At 44.4% G+C, this 22,588-nt stretch carries 17 protein-coding genes and 1 pseudogene; 14 read left to right on the top strand and 4 right to left on the bottom strand.

Annotated elements, in window-relative coordinates; translation table 11 throughout:
- Positions 1 to 14: 14 nt before the first annotated feature.
- Positions 15 to 1,871 carry a serine/threonine-protein kinase gene (locus H6F56_RS26565; protein ID WP_190673402.1) on the bottom strand — a complete coding sequence of 619 codons (1,857 nt, stop codon included), beginning with the start codon at positions 1,869 to 1,871 and terminating at the stop codon, positions 15 to 17.
- Positions 1,872 to 1,968: 97 nt separating this feature from the next.
- On the opposite strand from H6F56_RS26565, the gene H6F56_RS22960 reads away from it, so the two are divergent.
- The gene (locus tag H6F56_RS22960; RefSeq protein WP_190673399.1) at positions 1,969 to 2,640 is read left to right on the top strand and encodes a uracil-DNA glycosylase family protein; all 672 of its coding nucleotides are present in this window, start codon (positions 1,969 to 1,971) and stop codon (positions 2,638 to 2,640) included.
- Positions 2,641 to 2,657: 17 nt separating this feature from the next.
- Here H6F56_RS22960 and H6F56_RS22955 read toward each other — a convergent pair whose 3' ends face one another.
- Entirely contained in the window at positions 2,658 to 3,242 is a 585-nt protein-coding gene (locus tag H6F56_RS22955) for a gamma-glutamylcyclotransferase (protein ID WP_190673396.1), read from the bottom strand.
- 412 nt (positions 3,243 to 3,654) lie between these two features.
- On the opposite strand from H6F56_RS22955, the gene H6F56_RS22950 reads away from it, so the two are divergent.
- The 3 genes from H6F56_RS22950 (at position 3,655) to H6F56_RS22940 (ending at position 8,930) form a co-directional block, all read left to right on the top strand.
- Positions 3,655 to 4,332 carry a response regulator gene (locus tag H6F56_RS22950; protein WP_190673392.1) on the top strand — a complete coding sequence of 226 codons (678 nt, stop codon included), beginning with the start codon at positions 3,655 to 3,657 and terminating at the stop codon, positions 4,330 to 4,332.
- A 312-nt stretch (positions 4,333 to 4,644) separates the two neighbouring features.
- Positions 4,645 to 5,133, top strand: a complete 489-nt coding sequence (locus tag H6F56_RS22945) for a peptidoglycan-binding domain-containing protein (RefSeq protein WP_190673389.1) — start codon at positions 4,645 to 4,647, stop codon at positions 5,131 to 5,133.
- Positions 5,134 to 5,567: 434 nt separating this feature from the next.
- Complete coding sequence (locus H6F56_RS22940) at positions 5,568 to 8,930, top strand: non-ribosomal peptide synthetase (protein ID WP_190673386.1); 3,363 nt, start codon at positions 5,568 to 5,570, stop codon at positions 8,928 to 8,930.
- A 74-nt stretch (positions 8,931 to 9,004) separates the two neighbouring features.
- On the opposite strand, the gene H6F56_RS22935 is transcribed toward H6F56_RS22940, so the two are convergent.
- Positions 9,005 to 10,114 (bottom strand): alpha/beta fold hydrolase, encoded by a 1,110-nt coding sequence (locus H6F56_RS22935; RefSeq protein WP_190673381.1) that lies wholly within the window; start codon positions 10,112 to 10,114, stop codon positions 9,005 to 9,007.
- 188 nt (positions 10,115 to 10,302) lie between these two features.
- Between H6F56_RS22935 and H6F56_RS22930 the strand changes: the two genes are divergently transcribed.
- From H6F56_RS22930 to H6F56_RS22890, 10 genes and pseudogenes are all read left to right on the top strand, one after another.
- Positions 10,303 to 10,935, top strand: a complete 633-nt coding sequence (locus tag H6F56_RS22930) for a restriction endonuclease subunit R (protein WP_190673378.1) — start codon at positions 10,303 to 10,305, stop codon at positions 10,933 to 10,935.
- Between the two features lie 123 nt (positions 10,936 to 11,058).
- Positions 11,059 to 15,828: a non-ribosomal peptide synthetase gene (locus H6F56_RS22925; RefSeq protein ID WP_190673375.1), complete on the top strand. Its 4,770-nt coding sequence runs from the start codon at positions 11,059 to 11,061 to the stop codon at positions 15,826 to 15,828.
- Positions 15,829 to 16,460: 632 nt separating this feature from the next.
- Positions 16,461 to 17,162: an SRPBCC family protein gene (locus H6F56_RS22920; RefSeq protein WP_190673372.1), complete on the top strand. Its 702-nt coding sequence runs from the start codon at positions 16,461 to 16,463 to the stop codon at positions 17,160 to 17,162.
- A gap of 158 nt (positions 17,163 to 17,320) precedes the next feature.
- Complete coding sequence (locus H6F56_RS22915; protein ID WP_190673368.1) at positions 17,321 to 18,514, top strand: zinc-dependent alcohol dehydrogenase; 1,194 nt, start codon at positions 17,321 to 17,323, stop codon at positions 18,512 to 18,514.
- Positions 18,515 to 18,739: 225 nt separating this feature from the next.
- Positions 18,740 to 18,949: an acetyltransferase gene (locus tag H6F56_RS22910; RefSeq protein WP_190673364.1), complete on the top strand. Its 210-nt coding sequence runs from the start codon at positions 18,740 to 18,742 to the stop codon at positions 18,947 to 18,949.
- Positions 18,950 to 19,089: 140 nt separating this feature from the next.
- The gene (locus tag H6F56_RS25975; RefSeq protein WP_199313201.1) at positions 19,090 to 19,248 is read left to right on the top strand and encodes a hypothetical protein; all 159 of its coding nucleotides are present in this window, start codon (positions 19,090 to 19,092) and stop codon (positions 19,246 to 19,248) included.
- A 15-nt stretch (positions 19,249 to 19,263) separates the two neighbouring features.
- Positions 19,264 to 19,434: pseudogene (locus H6F56_RS26990) on the top strand (cupin domain-containing protein); the annotation flags it as partial.
- A 202-nt stretch (positions 19,435 to 19,636) separates the two neighbouring features.
- Complete coding sequence (locus tag H6F56_RS22900; RefSeq protein WP_190673361.1) at positions 19,637 to 20,518, top strand: manganese catalase family protein; 882 nt, start codon at positions 19,637 to 19,639, stop codon at positions 20,516 to 20,518.
- 229 nt (positions 20,519 to 20,747) lie between these two features.
- The gene (locus H6F56_RS22895) at positions 20,748 to 21,317 is read left to right on the top strand and encodes a hypothetical protein (RefSeq protein WP_190673358.1); all 570 of its coding nucleotides are present in this window, start codon (positions 20,748 to 20,750) and stop codon (positions 21,315 to 21,317) included.
- Between the two features lie 89 nt (positions 21,318 to 21,406).
- Entirely contained in the window at positions 21,407 to 21,625 is a 219-nt protein-coding gene (locus tag H6F56_RS22890; RefSeq protein ID WP_190673355.1) for a hypothetical protein, read from the top strand.
- Positions 21,626 to 21,779: 154 nt separating this feature from the next.
- Here the strand turns inward: H6F56_RS22890 and H6F56_RS22885 are convergent, their stop codons facing one another.
- Entirely contained in the window at positions 21,780 to 22,478 is a 699-nt protein-coding gene (locus tag H6F56_RS22885) for an alternative oxidase (RefSeq protein WP_190673352.1), read from the bottom strand.
- Positions 22,479 to 22,588 lie beyond the last annotated feature (110 nt).

Genomic DNA, 22,588 nt, shown 5'->3' with positions numbered 1-22,588 from the left:
AAATCTAAAATTGCTCAAGGAGAAGCCTGCCACAGTTTGATAGTGTCGTCCCAACTGCCAGAAGCAAGAGTCTGCCCGTCCGGGCTGAATGCGACAGAATTAACTGAGTCGGAATGGCCGGTGAGGGTCGTTTTTAATTCGCCAGTGTGGAGGTTCCACAGTTTGATAGTCTTGTCAGAGCTACCAGAAGCAAGAGTCTGGCCGTCTGGGCTGAATGCGACAGAAAAAACCCAGTCGGAATGGCCGGTGAGAGTCCTTTCTATTTCGTCGGTGCGGAGATTCCACAGTTTGATAGTCTTGCCTCCGCCAATAGAAGCAAGAGTCTGTCCATCTGGGCTGAATACGACAGACCTAACAAACCAAAAACCGCCGCTGAGGGTCGTTTTTAATTGGCCGGTGGGGATACTCCACAGTTTGATAGTACCGTCCCAACTGCTAGAAGCAAGAGTCTGACCGTCTGGGCTGAATGCGACAGAATCAACAACGTTGGAATGGTCGGTGAGGGTCGTTTTTAATTCGCCAGTGGGAATATTCCACAGTTTGATAGTGTCGTCCCAACTGCCAGAAGCAAGAGTCTGACCGTCTGGGCTGAATGCGACAGAATTAACACACTTGAAATGGCCGGTGAGGGTCATTTTTAATTCGCCAGTGGGGATATTCCACAGTTTGATAGTCTTGTCAGAGCTACCAGAAGCAAGAGTCTGACCGTCTGGGCTGAATGCAACAGAATCAACCCAGTCGGCATGGCCCGTGAGGGTTGTTTTTAATTGGCCGGTGGGGATATTCCACAGTTTGATGTTGTCTCTACCAGAAGCAAGAGTTTGACCGTCTGGGCTGAATGCAACATCACTAAATGAGGCGGAATGGCGGCCAGCGGTGAAAGTATTGACTAGAGCAAATGTTTCGGGTGAGGAAGTCTTAGGAGGTGATACGACAACGGATGGCGCAGGTTGCAGAGTTAGTGCGATGAAGATAGCAACTACCACCCCTGCGAGTGCAATATAAGCAGGCCACTGTCGGCGATGTGGTTGGTTCTGAATAATAGTTTTTGTGGGACTACTACCCAAGCCCAGCAATTTCAACCAGTCTGACACAGACTGGGGCCGATCTTTTGCCTTTAGGGCCATCCCCTTGAGAATTGCCCGATTCACATTGTCGCTAATACTGGATTTGTGCTGCTTGGGTGACGTTAACGGCGTACCGGCAGCCCTGACTGGGGCCGGCTCAGGCATCTGGCCTGTTAAAATCACATACAGTGTCGCAGCCAAAGCATAAACATCCGTATAAGCGCCACGTTTTGCAAGTCTGTCATACTGCTCAATTGGTGCAAAGCCAGAAGAGAAAAATTGCGTATGAGTTTGAGTCAGATCGGGGGTAAACTCACGGGCAATGCCAAAATCAATCAAGATGGCTTCCGAAGTGCCGGCACGCACAAGGATGTTATTTGGCTTCACATCTCGATGCAGCAAATTGTTATTGTGAATAACCGTCAGCGCTTCACCAACTTGCTGAATGTAGCGCAACGCCTCAGCTTCTGGCAAAACACCCTGCTTCTCAAGGTGAGTGGCTAAATCTTCCCCCTCGATGTATTCCATCACCATGCACCACAGCCTCCCCTCTTGGAAGACTTGGTGAATCGGCACGATATGGGGATGGTTGCATTTTGCTAGTCGTAGCGCCTCATTGAGGAAATCCTGCTGAAATTTGTCAAAATCGGGGCGTTGTTGTACGGTGTCATTCAACGTTTTGATGACAACACGTTCGCCCTTGGCGTTTCTAGCAAGATAGGCGACACCAAAGCCTCCCTCTCCCAGTTCTTTTTCTATGGTGTACTGACCACCTTGCAATTTGTATCCTGCCGGCCAAACCATCCCTCATGCCTCTCGCGCACTTGCCGTTATTTTGGCACAAAGCTACTCTAGCTTTTGACACATCGGCTGTCAGCGGTTGCAATAAACATCAACAACTATGTCAGACATTCAAGAATTAATTGCCAAAATTCAGCAAGAAGCGCAACGGGAAACATTTCCTATCGATGAGCCGGTTTATCAAGCTGCCGGCATCGAACCAACCCTGCCAATTTTATATGCCGGCAATCTTAACAGCAATTTATGCTTTTTTGCCCGTGACCTAGGCAAGGATGAAGTTCACGCCAAACAACCGCTTCGTGGAGCCGCCGGCACCCATGTTCGTAAAGGTCTTTATCGGGCGATTTATCATCAAGAACCAGACAAAACAACCGATTTAAATTCTGTTCTAGATAAGGTTTTATTTACTAACACGGTGCCTTACAAACCCCCTGGAAATAAAGCTTATTCAGAAGCTATCAAAAAGCGCTTTCGTCCGTTTTTAGAGCAATTTCTTGTTTTTCATTGGCAAGGAAATCGGATAATTACATTAGGAAATGAAGCTTTAAAATGGTTTTTGCCTTATGGTGAAAGAGGAGCGATGAAGGATTTTTTTGAGCAAAGCGATCGCTACACCGGCAGCATTCAAATTACCCTGAAATCGGGGGATAGCCAGCGGCAAGTAACGCTGCAACCGCTGCCGCACCCTTCACCGCTGAATCAGAAATATTACGCGAAATTTCCCCAAATGTTACAGCAGCGCTTAGCTGAAGTGTTTCCAAATGGGGATTAGGGGAGTTTAAAACCGGCTTACGCGGAGCGTCGGACGGGGGTTTGCCATTCCCGTTGCTGTAGCTGGTGCATGTGATTGAACAAGCGCCAGCAATACTGTTCGGGGAGTCCGCAGGTTAATGCACCTCGCAGAACGACGTTAAAGTACCAATCGTTGGGGGCGAGTTCTTCGGCTAATTTATCGACCACGACATAGGTACGCACGTTGGCGTATACCTGGTTACGGCAGTTAATCTCTACCATTTCATGCCGGTAGCCGCCACGGGGAACGTCTTCGCGATCATCTAGCAGTTCACTCAAGCGCCAAGGCAATTGGTAGAGGACGCCTTCCACTGAGGCTGCTGCGTCTTTTACCACGTCTAGGACGCCACAGTTACGCCGGCGCGATCGGCAGTAAAAACCCAGCCGGTAGCCTTGAAGCGTGGCCGGCCCGATGACATAGGGATGAGTGTGTTCGCCTAGTGAACGCTTCAAATCCACAGGACACATACAAGAACCGTAGGCAAAGTAGTAAAACATTGGTTCGCTTTGGGCCGGCTGTTGTGAGGAGTGAGTAAAAGATTGTGTCCGGATTGCTTGAAGATGTCCAGGCTGAACAGTCATATACTGCTATAAATTTTATTTTGAAACAAATTGTAGCAGAATTCGCTCAAGCATACAACATAATCCCGATAGGATAACCGGAGATTAATTTTGGCTGGGTGCAGGAACGGTACGCAGCCGGCCCAGAGGGCATAGCATTCGGCCAATAAATCTGTAATTCGAGCCATACATTATCATCTGAATGCTAGGGCTGACGCACCGCTATGCCTAACGGCAGGCTACACTAACGCTAAGATCCCTCTAATGGCAGTTACCGGCAAGTACACAATAACTTTTGTTACATCGATCTTTTATGTTCCGGAAGAATTGGTTATAGCTTAGATCTCACTACTGCTTTGTTTGTTCCTTGTGTTAGCATCGAGTCCTATTTTTATCTGGCTATCGGTCTTACCCTTAATTGTTGTCGATTCTTATGGCCCCCGAAACTGTATTTCCCCTGAAACTTCCCCTTGAAACTCTAGTCCTAAGAGTTTTGATTGTCGAAGATGATCCCATGATGCAGCTGGGTTTAGAGCAGTCCTTAGCCGCTTACCCCCAACTCACTATCGTAGGACAGGCTGAAGATGGTTATTTAGGCGTAGCAGCCGCACTCGAACTCCAGCCAGATGTGGTGGTGATGGATATTGGTTTGCCACGTCTTGATGGCATTGCCGCCACTCAAAAAATTAAGGAAGCACTTCCCAATGTACGAGTGGTTATGCTGACTTCCCACACTACAGAAACAGAAATTATTGCAGCGCTTTCTAGTGGTGCAGACGCTTATTGTATTAAAGGAGCCAGTGTTGACCGACTCCTTACGGCAATTGAAGCGGCTTATGAGGGAGCAACCTATTTAGATCCCCAAATTGCTCGCAAAGTCATCGATCATCTCAAACCGCCAACACCCGCTGGCAACTTCGCTCAGCTATCGCAACGAGAGTTAGAAGTGCTGAAATTGATGGTAGAAGGGTTGACCAATCCAGAAATTGCCACTCACCTTTACCTCAGTCCCAACACAGTCAAAACTCACGTCCGTGGCATTATGAACAAATTAGCGGTCGATGATCGAGTTCAGGCGGCTGTGGTGGCGCTTCGTGCCGGCATTGTTTGAAATCAGGGTTAACTTTTTTCAGTTCCCAGGCTCCTGCTTGGGAACGCTACAGAAATATAATTTATTCATAAAATTCGCCTTTTATCGAAAGATAATCAGCAAATACGAATGCACCTCATCCTGTGGATTCACCCATTGGGGTGATGGCAGCAGCAACTTAAATTTGTTGAAACTGAAGTATCTAAATTTATTTCAATAATCTACGCATTTATGATCAAGATCACCCCATTGGATGAGCCAATGTGGTGAAGCCGGCCCTGCGAAACCCAGAGTATCTTGAAAAGGTAAGAACACACATTCAAGGAAACTCAAATGCAAACTCCAATTAATCCGAAAGCAACCTCTACCGCTACAACTCAAGCTAAAACTACCAAGCCAGTTCTTCAGCGCGGTTCTAAAGGAACAGCAGTCGTAGAATTACAAAAACTACTAGGGCATTGGGAAATTTATACTGATAGCCTAGATGGAATTTTTGATCTGCCGGTGGAAACAGCAGTTAAAGCTTTCCAGCACCGTGTTTTCCTGAAAGAAGATGGCATCGTTGGGGCAGTGACTTGGCAAGCGCTTTATAGCGGTGCGCCTGTCAATATGCCGGTGTTGCAAAGAGGCAGCCTAGGACAGTCAGTTTTCACACTGCAACGGGTTCTCCACATTGCCGGTTTTTATGTCGGAAATCTTGACGGTAACTTTGGGCTAAAAACTGAAGAAGCGGTGCGCGCTTTCCAAAAGTACAGTGGTTTGCTCGCTGATGGAATCGTGGGTTCTCGCACTTGGCACGCTTTGAGCAAGAAGCCGCACTAATATCAAGTTCTGCTGATAATTTTTAATGAGAATTGAGGCAGAAAGAGGGAGAGAAATTAATTATGGTGTTTTAGGGTAGTTGATATAGAGCATAGATTGCGGTGCCGGCAAAGCAAAGTTACGGCAAATGCCAGCGAGAGAAATTTCTTTTCAGACTAACGCTTATCTCTCCCTCCCTCACCTCAAAAAATCAATCTTGCGTGGGAAGTACATTTTTCCGATCTTATGAACTAGGAAATGTCTATCAGTCCGGTTTGAATATTCTGTCGTTGGCGGTTAGTGCGAGTCACTGACCGCCTTTTACATTACATTATCTCAACTGCTGTGCTTGGTGTTGTTTCACTGGCTTGAGAATTTGAATTCAATTGCTTTGAAAAATTACAGTTATACCACTACAATTTTTGACAAGAAAGCAGTGAAACGAAATAAAAATAATGCCGGACATTTCTAAAAATTTTATTGCAGATGCAAAGACAAAAGTCAATCTTCCTGAAGAGGAAGTTTTTATCTTTCCAGCCTCTTTCTCACAACAGCGACTTTGGTTCTTTGACCAATTAATTCCCGGAACTGCTGCCTATAATGTGCCAACCGTGATTCGCTTAACCGGCACGCTAAATTTAACGGCACTAGAGCGGACGTTGAACGAAATTGTACGCCGGCATGAAGTCTTACGCACGGCATTTGTAATCGTAGAGGGGCAACCCTTCCAAGCGATTGCACCGAGCTTAAATGTAGCTGTGCCAGTGTTAGATTTGCAACAATTGCCGACAACAGAACGAGAGGCGGAAGCAAAGCGATTAATTACAGCAGAATGTGAGCGTCCTTTCAATCTGTCTCAAGGGCCATTGTTGCGAGTGACACTGCTGCGGCTAGACGAGAGGGAACATATTTTATTGCTGAATATGCACCATATTGTCGCCGATGATTGGTCTATCGGGGTGCTGATTCGGGAATTAGGAATATTTTACACAGCGTTTGCTGAAAACCGGCCTGCATTGATGCCGGCGTTACCGTTGCAGTATGCCGACTTTGCAGAATGGCAGCGCGAATGGTTGCAAGGAGACGTGTTAGAAACCCAGTTGGCTTACTGGCGGCAACAATTAGCCGGCATCGAGGTATTAAACCTGCCGGTTGATCGACCAAGGCCGGCTACCCAAACTTACCGGGGAGCTACTCAATATTTGGAGATTTCAAAAGAGCTGAGTGAGTCACTAGAAAAACTTTCACAGCACGAAGAAGTCACCCTATTTATGACTCTTTTGGCAGCTTTTCAGACGCTAATTTACCGCCACACCTACCAAGAAGATATTGCAATTGGTTCACCCATCGCTAATCGCAATCGCAGCGAAATAGAAAAACTCATTGGTTTTTTTATCAATACTTTAGTGTTGCGTACCGATCTATCAGGAAATCCTACATTTCGAGAATTACTCGCCAGAGTGCGCGAGGTAACTCTAGGAGCCTATGCCCACCAAGATTTGCCTTTTGAAAAGCTAGTTGAAGAACTGCATCCAGAGCGAAATTTGAGCCGGCATCCCCTGTTTCAAGTTGTGTTTGCTCTCCAAAATGCCCCAATGGAAGGGCTACAGTTACCCGGTTTAGCGGTAAGTTCGGTTAATATCGAAACTCAAACAACGCGCTTTGATTTGGAACTTCATCTGTGGAAATCCTCATCAGATTTTAGAAGCATTTATGGGGAGCAGTGGCAGAATTCTGAAGGATTTAGAGGCATAGTAGTGTACAACACTGATTTATTCGATCAAGCTACCATTAGCCGAATGATCGAGCATTTCAGCATACTATTAAAAAATATTGTTGCCAATCCCGATCAGCGTATTGGTGATTTATCAATTTTAAGCGATCTAGAACAGCATCAAATTTTGGTAGAGTTCAACAATAATTTAATAAATAATCAAAATTATATTTCTAAGCAAAAGGGTAGTATTCCTCAGCTATTTGAAGCACAAGTTGAGCAAAATCCAGATAAATTAGCAGTTATTTTTGAGGACGAAAAACTCACCTACGGCGAATTAAACATTCGCAGCAACAAACTGGCCCACTACTTGCAAAAATTGGGCGTTGGTTCGGAAGTGGTCACCGGCATCTGTCTAGAACCTTCTGCCGGCCTCATCGTGGCAATGCTGGCAATTTTGAAAGCCGGTGGGGCTTATCTATCTTTAGATCCCAGTTATCCTCGCGAACGCTTGAGTTTTATGTTAGAAGACGCTCAAGTATCCTTAGTAATCACTCATTCATTATTAGAGATTGATTATGGAAACACAAAATTTGTTTGCTTAGATAAAGATGAAGAAGTTATTAACCGAGAAAGCGGGGAAAATCTTAAAAACAGCATAAACGAAGAAAATTTAGCTTATGTCATCTACACGTCGGGTTCTACAGGAAAACCGAAGGGAGTTGCGATTTCCCATAAAGCTGCTGTCAGGACGTTCTTAAACCCAAACTATATTAAAATAGAACCGACAGATAAAATTGCTCAAGTCTCCAATACTTCTTTTGATGCCGCAGCTTTTGAGATTTGGGGCGCATTACTTCATGGCGCTCAGCTTGTTCTAATTAATAGAAATGTTATCCTTTCACCTCAGAACTTTGCAAGACAACTGAGAAATAATGACATCAGTATTTTGTTTTTAACGACCGCTTTATTTAATCAAATGGCAAGCGTTGTTCCGCAAGCCTTCAATAAGTTAATATATTTGCTATTTGGCGGTGAAATGGCCGATCTGCAATGGGTGCGAGAGGTGCTTAAAAAAGGTGCGCCGCAACAACTGATTCATCTGTATGGGCCAACAGAAAATACTACGTTTTCTTCTTTTTACTGCATAGGAGATATCCCAGAATCGGCTACATCTATTCCCATTGGTCGCCCTGTTACGGATACGCAAATTTATCTGCTAGATCAACAGCTACAACCGGCACCCATTGGCGTTGCCGGCGAACTGTATATTAGTGGTGAAAGATTGGCACGAGGCTACCTCAACCGGCCCGATTTAACGGCTGAGCGATTTATTCCGAATCCCTTTGGGGACGAGAAGGAGAGAGGGATAATTTCATCGCTTAACTCTTCAAGCCGGGTTTATAAAACAGGTGATTTAGCTCGCTATTTACCCGACGGCAATATTGAATTTTTAGGTCGAATTGATGAACAAGTAAAAATTCGGGGTTTCCGCATAGAATTGGGAGAAATTGAAGCAACCCTCAGTCAACATCCAGCGATTAAACAAATAGTTGCAATTGCGAAAGAAGATATCTCTGCTAACAAGCGCATCGTGGCTTACATTGTTCCTTCTAACTCATCTCTCATTTCTCATCCCTCATCCCTCATCTCTACTCTGCGTCAATTCTTAGCTGAAAATTTGCCAGAATATATGGTGCCTTCAGCTTTTGTGGTACTGGAGTCTTTACCCCTCACATTCAACGGGAAAATAGATCGTCGTCGCCTGTCGGTGATAGATATCCTTGAAAACATTAACGAAAATTATGTTGCACCTAGCACTGCTGCTGAAGAAGTATTAGCCGGCATTTGGGCCGAAATTCTAGGATTAAAACAAGTGAGTATTCACGACAATTTCTTTGAATTAGGAGGTCATTCTCTACTGGCAACTCAGCTAGTCTCCCGAGTGCGGGACGCTTTTGAAGTAGAATTGCCGTTACGCAATTTATTTGAGGCCCCAACTGTGGCGCATCTTGCTAAGTATATTGAAACAGTCTGTTGGGCAGCAAAAGGTTTGAATTTAACCCAATCTGGGATAAATGAGCGAGAAGAAATCGAATTTTAAAATATGATTTGTAGGTTGGGTTGAGGCTGGAATCTAACCTACAAATCATTATGATGGCTTATTTAAAATTAGAATTACAAGCGGGTATCACAAAAGGCACTAACCGCTTCAGAAAACTGTGAATTTTGCTCCATCAAACTCATGTGGCCAGCCGGCTTTAAAATGACGAGTTCAGATTGAGGTAATTCCGCGTTCATGCGGACGCTTGCTGGGGGAGTCGTAGCAATATCTGATGCGCCGCAAACAAGTAACACCGGCACGTTAATGGTTGGCAGCGTTTGGGTTTCATCGTAGTTGAACATTCCCAACGTACCACGAGCGAGAACAGCGGGCGAAGCGAAGGCAGATAATAAAGCAGAAAAATCGAGTTGACCGCGTGTTTCAGTGCCGGTGAATCCAGATATTTCTACACTAATATAAAGCGTTCCGTTGAGATAACTCAGCCAAGTCATTAACCAAAAAATAGGTGATATCAAAATAGCAAGGTAGAGCAACGGTTCTAAAACTGGCTTTTGCAACTTGCGTAACAACCGGCTCAAAATAGAAGTTTTGATGGGATTAGTATAAGTGGTATCAACCAAAATTAAACCGGCAACTCTTTTTCCCAAGAGTTCAGGAAACAGCCGGCAAAATGTTAAGGCAACCATGCCACCCATGCTGTGTCCAAGTAAAATCGCCGGCTTATCTCCTGCAATGGCAACAACAGCTTCCAAATCTCCAGCAAATTTTTCCACCGAATAGTCCTTATTTTTCGGCCTAGTTGATTTTCCTAAACCCGGCATATCCCAAACAATGACTCGGAAGTGTTTGCTCAATTGTCGCTTGGCATAGTACCAGACGTTACTGTTAGGACCCCAACCGTGTGACAGGATAATTGGTTGACCATCTTCAGGGCCATAAAACTCTACTTGAAGCACACTCCCATCAGGTCTCTGCACACGTTTTACAGTCTCAGAACGCATTCGCTTAGGTTCATCATTTCCAGGCCGGCGTAACAGTGGCAAACTAATAAAACGACCGCCAAAAGACCACAAAACCATCGCCAGTCCGCTCAATAAGTAGGACATTCCCACCAGTTCACCTTCATACCACTCATAGAGAATGTAGATTCCTCCGCCAAGTATGCCGGTGGACAGCAGTCCAACCAGCCATATTAACGGGATATTGAGAGGCATAAATAGCATGAGCTTAAACCTTACGATAGGATGTTCACAGCGTTGTCTTTCAACGTCATACTAGAAATTAGACCACACTCAATTCAATAGCAAGTGCTAGCCTCCACAAGTCCTCCTAAAGGATGAGCCAGGAAAGCTGAGTCAGTGGTCATTTTCAATTCCCAAGTCCTAGTTCCCTGTTTTTACCAACAAAACTTATGGTTCAAACAATTCCAATTAAAAACGTCACCCTGCATGACTTAAAAACTAAATTTGGATTGCAGCTAATTGAAAATGAGCAATTTTTCCGAGAGTGGCAAGATAACTTGCCAGAAATTACCGAGTTAGAAAAGCAGCAGCTTGACCGAGTTAAGGCAAGTTATACTAATTTACTTTATTACCCGCCCCTGCTGGAAAATACTGTCAAAATGGTGGTGCTTTCTCCCCAGTTAGACTTAGCCGGCTTCTATCTACCTCCCTTTCATATCACGTCAGAAAAGTCTGTGGAGATTTCTCTTGAAGATGAAGGAGTGAGCTACAAAGGACAGATGGATGTATTAACTTTATTGGAACAGATTTGGATTCTGGTCATTGAATCTAAACAAGCCGCTTTCTCTGTAGAAACAGGGATAGCGCAGTTACTTGGTTATATGCTGGCAAATCCTCAATCGGGTAAATCTACCTTTGGGCTGGTTACAAATGGGGCAAATTTCCTATCTATTAAATTAGTCAAAGGGCAGGCTCCGCAGTATGCAATGTCTAGAATGTTTTCTCTTTTCAATCCGGGAAATGATTTGTATGATGTTTTGAGTGTGTTGAAGGGTTTAGGTCAATTGGCACTGAGTATTTAATGTTAATATCTATTGATGATAGCCCAGCATACGGAAGACATACACAAATAATTTCTCTCTTTCTTTTCGGTGGTTTAGGATAAGAGCGATGGCTTTGATGAATAAGCTAACAGAGGTGTAATTTTGAATATTGTTGAGTTTCTATCAGAGCTTCGGAGCTTGGATATTCAGGTTTTTGTGGATGGAGATCGTTTGCGCTGTAATGCTCCGGAAGGAACTCTAACGCCAGAAATTCGGGCACAGCTAGCTGAGCGCAAAGCAGAAATTATTTCATTTTTACGCCAAGCTAATATTAATATAAATGCGACTTCTATAAGCCCTGTTTCTAGAGCGGATGACAAAAATTTTCCGCTTTCTTTTGCTCAGCAACGCCTGTGGTTTCTTGACCAATTAGTTCCAGGGAGTGCTTTCTATAATGTTCCTACAGCATTTCGTCTAACCGGCACGCTAAATTTAACAGCTTTAGAGCAAACTTTTAACGAAATTGTACGCCGGCATGAAGCTTTACGCACCACATTTCAGTTAGTAGATGGACAGCCGGTACAAAAAATTTCCCCCAGTTTAATACTATCGATACCTGTTATAAATTTACGAGAAGTGCCGGCACAGAAACGGGAAACCGAAGCACGTCGTGTCGCCACTGAGGAAGCTCACTGTCCTTTCGATCTGACAAATGGCCCTTTGCTGCGCGTGAAGTTGTTGCAATTCGGTGAGACGGAGCACGTTCTGCTGCTGAATTTACACCACATAGTCTCTGATGGTTGGTCAATTGGCGTGTTAATTCGAGAGGTGGGGGCGCTTTATGCCGCGTTTGTCACCGGCAAGCCTTCTCCGCTGCCGGCGCTACCCATTCAATATGCAGATTTTGCTCTTTGGCAGCGTGAATGGTTGCCAGGGAAAGTGTTAGAAACTCAGTTAGCTTATTGGCAAAAACAATTATCCGATATTTCTATATTAAATTTGTCGGCAAGCAGACCGAGACCTGCTATTCAAACTTATCGAGGGGCAACGCAAACTCTCAGCTTACCCAAACCTTTGAGCGAAGCGCTAGAAGCTTTGAGTCAGGAGGAAGGGGCGACTTTATTCATGACTTTATTAGCGGCATTTCAGACTTTGCTCTACCGCTACACCGGCGCTGAAGATATTGCAGTGGGTTCACCCATTGCTAATCGTAACCGTAGTGATATAGAACCGTTAATTGGTTTTTTTGTTAATAGTTTGGTGCTGCGTGCTGACTTTTCGGGAAACCCAACCTTTCAGGAATTGTTGAGCCGAGTTCGAGAGGTTGCCCTAGGCGCTTATGCCCATCAAGACTTGCCTTTTGAGAAGCTGGTAGAGGAGTTGCATCCAGAGCGCAATTTGAACCAAAATCCCTTGTTTCAAGTAGTTTTTGCGCTGCAAAATGCACCTGTAGAAGCATTAGAGCTGCCTGGATTAATATTAAGGCCGCAGCAATTTGATAGCGGTACAACTCGCTTTGATCTAGAGTTTCACCTGTGGCAACAGTCTGCCGGTAATGACTTGTGGGTGGATCGCTCAGACGGAATCAGCGGGTTAGTTGTTTACAGTACCGATTTATTTGATCACGCGACAATCGAACGGATGCTGGGGCATTTTCAAACACTTTTAGAAGGCATTGTTGGTAATCCAGAACAACCAATCTCAGACTTACCGATTTTAAGTGAATCTGAGTTAGATCAGCTATTAGTAGAGTGGAACAACACTGAAGCAAATTATCCTAAAAAATTGTGCGTCCATCAATTATTTGAAGCGCAAGTAGAACGCACCCCAGATGCTATCGCACTTGTTTTGGAAGATAAAAAATACACTTACCGACAGCTCAACACACTCAGCAACCAATTAGCCCATTACTTGAAAAAGCAGGGTTTTGAAGCAGAAGATTTAATCGGAATTTGTGTTGAGCGTTCGATAGAAATAATTGTGGGAATGTTAGGCATCCTCAAAGCCGGTGCCGCTTATCTACCTTTAGATCCCACTTATCCCTCTGAGCGGTTGAATTTTATTCTAAAAGATGCTCAAGTGCCGATTGTCTTGACTGCTTCTGATTGGGTAGAGAAGGAAAAGTTTGCATCTATAGACTTATCGTGTATCATTTGCTTGGATCAGGATTGGGAGAAAATTGCCCAAGAAAGTGAAGATAATCCTATTAGCAGCGTTACCGCCGGCAACCTGGCTTATGTGATTTACACTTCTGGCTCAACTGGCAAGCCAAAAGGTGTTCAAATTCAACACAGCGGCTTATTAAATCTCGTCTTTTGGCATCAGCAAGCCTTTAGCGTTTCACCGCTTGATCGAGTGACACAAATTGCCGGTGTTGCCTTTGATGCTTGCGTGTGGGAAATTTGGCCTTATTTGACTGCCGGCGCGAGCATTTATTTCCCAGAAGATGAAACTCGACTCTCGCCGGAAAAATTGCGAGATTGGTTAGTGTTAAAAGCAATTACGATTAGCTTTTTACCAACTCCTCTGGCAGAGAAAGTTTTGCAGATAGAATGGCCAAAAGATGCTCAATTAAGATTATTACTCACCGGCGGCGATAAACTTCATGAATATCCTTTAAATTCATATCCTTTTCAGGTCGTGAATAATTACGGGCCGGCTGAGAATACAGTAGTCACAACTTCCGGTCAGATTACTATTGAAAATCAAGCGGATTTAGGGCCGCCGATTGGTCGTCCGATTGCCAACACTAAAGTTTACGTTTTGGATAGCAATCTACAGCCGGCAGCCATTGGAATTTCTGGGGAATTATATATTAGCGGTGATGGATTAGCGCGAGGATATTTTAACCGACCTGATTTAACCGCAGAGAGATTTATTCCGAATCCTTTTAGTGATAAACCGGGATCAAGACTTTATAAAACCGGGGATTTAGTTCGCTATCGAGGTGATGGAAACCTTGAATTTTTAGGACGTAGTGACGATCAAATAAAAATTCGCGGTTTTCGCATTGAATTGGGAGAAATTGAGTCAGTATTAAATCAGCATCCAGCCGTATTGCAAACAGTGGCTGTTGAGCGAGAGGATGCTGCCGGCGAAAAACGTTTAGTTGCTTATCTTACGCTCAATGCTGAAGGCAAGGAACAGCCGGAGTCTATAGAGCCGGTGCAATTGCAAGATGAACAGGTTTTGCAGTGGCAAATGCTTTACGACGAAACTTATCAGCAACCGGCAGCCGAGGCAGATCCAACCTTCAATATTATCGGATGGAATAGCAGTTATACTGACCAACCGATTCCAGCAGAACACGTGCGTGAATGGGTTAATAATCAAGTCGCGCAAATTTTAGCTTTGCAACCGAAACGAGTATTAGAAATTGGTTGCGGCACAGGTTTAGTTCTCTTTAGAGTTGCGCCTCATTGCACACAATATTGTGGGACAGATTTCTCTGCGCCGGCACTCCATTATATTCAGCAGCAGGTGGCAAAGCAAGAAATGCCACAAGTCACGCTACTTCAGAAAATAGCCACAGATTTTAACGGAATAGAAGCCGAAACATTTGATACAGTCATTCTCAACTCAGTTGTGCAATATTTCCCCAATATTGACTATCTAGCGCAAGTGTTGAAAGGAGCCGTGCAAGCAACTGCACCGGGTGGGTTTATCTTCATCGGAGATGTGCGTAGCCTTCCCTTACTGGAAGCTTTTCACGCCTCAGTGCAGCTTTATCAGGCAGAACCTTCTCTCACCCGCGAACAGTTGCAACAACGAGTGCAAATGCAAGTTTTCCAAGAAACTGAGTTAGTCATCGATCCAGGTTTCTTTACTGCATTAAAGGAACATTTGCCAGAAATTAGCGATATCGAAATTCAGCTAATGCGAGGCCGGCATCATAATGAATTAACTCAGTTTCGTTATAATGTCATACTTCATATTAAGACTGAAAAAGCAACGGTTAACAAAACTAGGGATGAAGTAAAGTGTCTAGACTGGATTGAAGATAATTTGACACTCTCTAAAATTCACCAGTTATTAACTGCCACTAAACCCGAAGCTATCAGTATTACTCGGATACCGAATGCGCGAGTTATGGCAGCCGTTAAAACCGCAGAATGGCTGTCAGAAGGCGGAAAACTTAAAACAGCAAGTCAATTGCAGAGAGCTTTGCAAGAATTTCAAGAGTTTGGAGTTGAACCAGAAGATTTGTATGGGATGAGTGAGAAATTATCCTATGTACTTAATATTAGCTGGTCAGAGGCCGGTGGTAATGATTGCTATGACGCGATTTTTGTCCGAAAAGAAGTCCTAAACAATCAAAGAACTTCTTTGAGCTTCCAAGGCAGAACAAATAATGCTGATTTGATGGTAAAGAAAGGTAATTTGCATTCTTATGCAAACAATCCTCTGCAAGCAAAAGCTGCCCGTAAATTAGTACCGCAATTACAGAGTTATTTAACCGAAAAATTGCCTGAATACATGGTTCCCTCAGCATTTGTCGTGTTAGAGTCCCTGCCAATCACACCCAACGGAAAAGTGGATCGCCGTGCACTGCCGGCACCTGAACCCATTAAACCAGAACTATCCGGTTCTTATGTCGCGCCTCGTACGCCGGTTGAGGAAAGGTTGGTAAAAATTTGGGCTGAAATTTTGGGACTCAAACGCCTAGGCATTCACGATAATTTCTTTGAATTAGGAGGTCACTCCTTATTAGCAACGCAGCTAATTTCTAGAGTGCGTGATGCCTTTGAAATAGAATTACCTTTGCGGAGTGTATTTGAAGCCCCAACAATTACAGAATTTTCAAAATTAATTGAAAATTTTCAAAATAACCATGTTATCAATAAAGCCCCAGCCTTAGTACCGATTTCTCGTGAAAGTCGTCGGATGAAACTTTCTTCTCTGTCTAAAGAAGTAGAAGATAAGTCTAACTGAAAAGCACAAAAATAGCAGAAAGTAAAAGCGAATCAGCATCAATCGGCTCTCAGATTATTTCTTGTAGCCAATAATAAATCTCCGCTGTTAATTTTAGGAAATTCATTAAGAATATACTCTAACAAAAGACTGATACCTTTTGCACAAAACTTGTGTCGTTGTGGGGATGACTAAAGCTTAGAAAACGACAATTTTTCATAAAAATGCTTAACTACTCTTGCAATTGCCAATCGTTTTGCAGAATAGATGTATCCATAACCACAAAACAGCCCCTCAATGTTCAGCCTGCACTCCTCGTATTTGCTAATAATTAATCGTTTTATTTCTTCAGATAGACGACGACTCGTTAGATAAACCCTTAAAGTATGTCTTTAGTAACTGATAGCTCAGAATGTCTGAGTCGGTTATCTAAATACCTTATTTTACCTGTTTTTCTTAAGGATGTGTTCGCTTTAAGTTTGCTGGCGTTACTGTTGGCTTCAGTCTCTAAAATTTCCAAAAATCAAAAACTTATCCGCGTATAACCAGTTTTGAGGGAATTAGTACAGATAAGTTTTTAAAGGATTATTGGATTTAATAAAAATCAGCTCAATCAACTTATTTAGATAAATTGAAGTAAAAGGAGGAGATCGATGGAACAGATATCAAATGAAAGCAGCCAGCCACAAAATCCAACAGAAGCTGGCGAAACAGAACGCTGGGCGTCCTTAATTGGCGGCGGGGCTTTAGTCCTTATGGCATTAAAAGAACGCTCTTTGAGAGGTGCTTTGATGGCTGTCGCTGGCAGCGGTTTGATTTATCAAGGTGTAACGAAACAAAGCACTGTACAGCAAGCGCAGGAAGCAATTGGTATGAATCAAAGCATCAAAGTAGAAAGAACCGTAACGATTAATAGATCGGCAGATGAGCTGTATCGTTTCTGGCGTAATTTTGAGAATCTGCCGCATTTTATGAAGCATCTCAAATCTGTAACTGTTAGTAGTGACAAGCGCTCACACTGGATTGCCAGCGCACCTTTAGGTAACAGCGTTGAATGGGATGCAGAAATTATCAATGAGCGAGAAAATGAATTGATTTCCTGGGCGTCTGTAGAAGGTGCAGACATAGACAACTCTGGGTTTGTGCGCTTCACACCGGCACCGGCAAATCGCGGCACCGAAGTAAAAGTCGTGCTGGAATATAACCCGCCAGGGGGCGGACTAGCCGCCGCATTTGCCAAACTTTTTGGGGAAGAACCCGCGCAGCAAGTTGCCGACGATTTGGGCCGGTTCAAACAAGTCATGGAAACTGGCGAACTCGCAACCACAGAAGGCCAAACATCTGGCCGCAAATAAACGGGATACACCGTTTATCAAATCGGCTAGTGCGAGTTTAAAAAGATCAACTTAACAAGAAGCACAAGCTACAACTTTTTCTGACCAAACGAGCTTGTGCTTGCTTGTTGCGAACTTACGATTTGCCAACCTCATTTATATTTAGGAGAAATAATTCCATGAAAGCAGTTTGCTGGGAAGGCACAAACAATATAAAAGTTGAAACAGTTCCCGATCCCAAACTCATTAATCCGCGTGATGCGATTATCAAAATCACATCAACTGCAATCTGCGGTTCTGATTTGCACCTCTATAACGGCTATAACCCCACTATGAAACCAGGCGACATCCTGGGTCATGAATTCATGGGGGAAATTGTTGAGTTGGGTAGTGCTTTTAAGAATGGAAATATCCATGACAAAGGCAAACACCTCGCTGTTGGTGATCGCGTTGTTGTCCCCTTCACCATTTCTTGCGGTAACTGCTTCTTTTGCAACCGCAGTTTATCGTCATTATGTGATAATTCCAATCCCAATGCTTGGATGGCGGAAAAAATGCTGGGTCATTCCCCATCCGGTCTGTTCGGCTACTCCCACCTAACCGGCGGGTATGCCGGCGGTCAGGCAGAGTATGCCCGCGTTCCCTTTGCGGATGTCGGGTTGTTCAAGATTCCCGATGGACTGACAGATGACCAAGTCCTATTTCTCACAGATATTTTCCCCACCGGCTACATGGCCGCAGAAAACTGCGACATCGAACCTGGAGATACCGTTGCGATTTGGGGTTGCGGGCCGGTTGGGCAGTTTGCGATTAGAAGTGCCCTCATGCTAGGCGCGGGACGAGTGATTGCGATTGATCGCGTTCCGGAACGCCTCCAGATGGCCAAAGACGGCGGGGCAGAAGTCTTAAACTATGAGGAAATTGAGGTCGGGGAAGCCCTCAAAGAAATGACCGGCGGGCGCGGGCCAGATTCGGTAATGGATGCGGTCGGCATGGAAGCGCACGGACTCGGTTTAGAGGGCTTCTATGACAAAGCGAAGCAAGCAGTCCGTTTAGAAACTGATCGACCTAATGTATTACGTCAAGCGATTGTGGCTTGTCGCAAAGGCGGGACTGTATCGGTTCCGGGTGTGTACACCGGCTTTGTAGACAAGATGCCGATGGGTGCCTTCATGAACAAAGGCTTAACCATGAAAACCGGACAGACCCATGTACATCGGTATTTGCAGAAGTTACTCGATCACGTTCAAAATGGCGACATCGATCCATCGTTTGTGATTACCCATCGTCTGCCAATAGACCAAGCCCCGCACGGCTATGAGATTTTCTGCAATAAAAAAGACAACTGCATCAAAATCGTTCTGAAGCCGTAATTCGTTAGAGATGCAGATTTTAAATTTTGGATGGCTGATGCCAAAATTACCGGCTGCCGGCACTCATTAAAGTGTCAGGAATTATGGATGTGCCACCAAACAAACCTCCGTGTTAAGAGAAGCGTTAAATTTCTCTTAACACGGGGAGGGGGTGCCGGCTCACAAAAGAATAAAGGTTGACGTGCCTTTATTTTATCTTTTTCACTCACAAAATAAGGAGAAACCATGTTTTTGAAAGACAAAGAAACGGGCAGCTTAATTAAAATTGAAGATGTTGAAGCGCTGTTTAAGCCGACTCAACAGGAGATCCAAGGACGCGATCAAGATGGACAAGAAGAGCAAAGCACAGCTTCATTTAAGAAGAGTCAATTGATTTTCCCCTCCGGAGAAAGCCTGCCGCGCTGCTGGATGGATTCAGATTATACAACCGCATAAACTGTAGGGGCAAAGCATTTGGGCGATCAGTAAGCGAACAAACTAAAGATTATCCGAATGCTTTGCCCGGAGGCCACACTACTGCCGACTCTGAATGTTTCAAGATTTAGTGTTAATCGACACATTTTAAAAACAGGGAGATGATGACGGCTGATACCAGTGTGAAAAAAGTAGACTCCGCTTATTCTCCAGAAGGGGAAATGGGGCAAAAATATCTTGCCTCAGGCAAAAGTGTTTCAATGCGTCTTTGGGAAAGCGAGCAACCAGGCGAAGCCAAACCAGAAGCGCAACGTAAGTAGGAAAAGGTCGGTTATGTAATCGAAGGACGTGCTGAATTACACATAGAAGGTCAGACACTTTTACTTGAGCCTGGTAATTCTTGGATTGTGCCAAAAGCAGCTAAACATCACTACAAAATTTTGGAAGCATTCACAGCAATTGAAGCGACCAGTCTGCCGGCACAAATTCATGGACGTGATGAATAAACCTCATCCAAAGTTATAAGAAAAAATCACCTATTGAAATTTTTGTCTTTCTATTGGTCGATTACCTTAGCCGCGCAATAACGTTAAAAGTTAAATAGCAATACATCAATCACTTGTTGTGAATGTGTTGCTACCTTTTGAGGATTGTGTTGCAGAATGTGCGGTGCGATCAATCAAGCAAACACAAATATAGGAGTTCGTGATGTTTTATCACAAAAAGCAACTGCAGTATTACAAGCGGCCTGAAAATCCCGATCCAGTCTACGCCAAAAAAATTCAAGAATTGATCGGGGGCACCTTTGGCGAAATGACGGTGATGATGCAGTACCTATTCCAAGGGTGGAACTGTAGAGGGCCGGCTAAGTACCGCGATATGCTGCTTGATGTGGGAACAGAAGAAATTGGGCATATTGAAATGCTCGCGACAATGATCGCCCACTTGCTAGATAAAGCGCCGGTTGCCCAGCAAGAAGAAGGCTTCAAAGATGCCGTTGTGGGTGCGGTGATGGGAGGCAGCAACCCCCGCGATGTGATCATGGGAAGCATGAACCCCCAACACGCTATAGTCACAGGTGGGGGTGCAACAGCGGCTGACAGTGTCGGTTATCCGTGGAACGGTCGTTTCATCGTTGCTAGCGGCAACTTACTGGCAGACTTCCGCTCAAATCTTCATGCGGAATCACAAGGCCGGCTACAGGCTGTGCGGATGTATGAAATGTCAAACGATCCAGGGGTGAAAGATACCCTCAGCTTTATGATCGCCCGCGACACCATGCACCAAAACCTGTGGTTAGCCGCGATTGAAGATTTGGAATCTTCCGGACTGGAAACAACGCCGGTGCCAAGTTCTTTCCCACAAGAGTTGGAAAAGACAGAGTTTTCTTATCAATTCTGGAACCATTCTGATGGTACAGACAGCGCAGAAGGCCGCTGGGCGAAAGGCGAATCAATGGATGGCAAAGGCGAGTTCAAGTATGTGGAAGATCCTCAGCCATTAGGCCCAGATCCGGGTCCTGATGCACCACTACCTGATCCAAAATTGCACGCCACCGGCAAGCAAGTAAGAATGAGTCCTGAGTCCTGAGTTCTCAGTTCTTAGTGGGGCAAAGTCTCAGAAAGAGTGCTGAGTCCTGAGTGCTGAGTGGGGCGAAGTTAGATGGTAGAGATATCTCTGTCTTGAGCAAAATAGGATAAATTTAAACGCTCAACTTTTGCCCCAACAGTTTCTGACAAATTGTCTTCAGTTGCCTTGTACTTGGAGTGGGTGAAAAACCGGCTTTGAACAACCAAAAAAGTGGTAGGTGAGGCATCTTATGGGTGAGACACAGTCCACAAGGAAATCATCGCGTACAGCTATTTTACTGTCACTTATTCTCCTCGTGATTGGCTTTCTGGCTTACCGCCTTCAACTGGCTTTGCCGGCAAGACCGCCCAGTGGATACCTCACCTACACTCCTTCCAAAAAACCGGCACCCAAAGAAATCGGTTCATACAATGATGTCAGTGGCATTCTTGATAGCCCGATTAATGTGGGCAGTCTAACGAAAGCAATTTGGGCACTCAAGGGAAAACCGACACAAAACCTGCAAGTGCCCCTGGATAAGGATGTTACCGTTGGCGGAAAAACCTTTAAAGCCGGCACCCTCCTTAACATCGGCTTAGATGTGGCAGCCAGTTCCCTGATCCCCTTGGGAATTCGCACCAATATCGTTTTGGGTGGTGTGATAGCCGGTGTGACGTACGCCTTATGTCATGCAGCCGTTAAAGAAGATACAGGGCGCATCCTAGAAGGCGCAACGAATACAGACCTTAATGCCGGCCTGCTGATTGCAATGGCCAGCAATTCATCAGTTAATACAATTCTTGCTATCGCTGGACGATGATCCAGAAATCTTGCCGGCACCTCAAATTGCAGAGGGCCGATTATAACAGAATAGATTGCACACACTATCAGCTTAGGAGATAAGCATCTATGACTGAAGCGCCTTTTCACGATGAATACACTCTCTCAGAAACCGCAGATAACCTTGGGGAAAAAGCAATGCAATTAGGGCTAATTCCTAGTTTTGTCGTCCGTCATTTTCCAGATAGTCGGCAATACTACATCCCCAACGAAAAAGAATCTCCCCCCCTTACGCCCGAACAAGCCTATCTCTGCTTCAAAAAACTAATTGAAGACGCAGGAAAATAACCAGCCGTCTCATTTACTTAAGACTGCCGGTGAAATCTTAAAAACTATAGATAAACTGCATCCAATCCTCAGCTTGTTTGGATATACCTAATAGCAGACTATCGCCCACATCTGCGTTAATCTGCGGTTAAAAAAAATCTAATTCCCCTAACCACTAAACTAAATGTTTATCGGACACCTCTGAATCTTCTTCAGATTGAGCTTTAGCCTCAGCACTATGAGGGCTATTTATAATCTCCTTCGCATCCGATCTCTGACAAGCCTTCATCGTCATAACGTGTTCCATTTCATCATTACGGATAGCGACAAACACATCGTATAGATTTTCAATTTTTGGCCGGCGCTGTGCCGGCAGATGAGACGTTTGAAACTCATCAAACATGTACAGATCGCCATCTCGGTAATATGTGATTGCCACAGCCGGTGCCGGCTGGGTTTTAAGTTCCGCCCCAAACTCGTTTAAAAACTTATCATAGGTGTCGTGGGCTTTTCCTTCCACTAATTCGTTAAAGTAGTAAGCCGATCTGGGTGAAATCATATAAATAAAAACAAGAACCCAGTAGTAAAATAAAACACCAATTCGAGCGATATAGCGGTCAATCATACGCTCATTTCCCCCCAGCGCCTCGAGAATTCGCAGGTGGTGCAATTCATTCCACGTTTCAGCGAAGTGAATTTTCAGCCAATCTGATTTATCCCACATACCAAAACTTTCATAAAGGTGAAGCACTGAGAGATAAGCAAAGTAAGGAACACGGGCGATCGTCTCCAACACAAAGCACTTGGCGTAAAAACGTTTTCCGTAAAATGTGCCCAAAGTAATTTCTAAGATACTAACTAATAAGCGGATCATTCTTTTCCCCTATTCTTGGATTTTAAAGTCAAAATAATATTCATTCTTCGTAAAATAATAAGAGGTTTCAGACACTCAGCTATAAAAATATTGTTTGGTTTTTATAGGCT

This window comes from Microcoleus sp. FACHB-672 (genome assembly GCF_014695725.1).
In the GTDB taxonomy this organism is placed as follows: Bacteria; Cyanobacteriota; Cyanobacteriia; order Cyanobacteriales; family Oscillatoriaceae; genus FACHB-68.
This window is presented reverse-complemented; position numbering and strand designations above follow the sequence as displayed.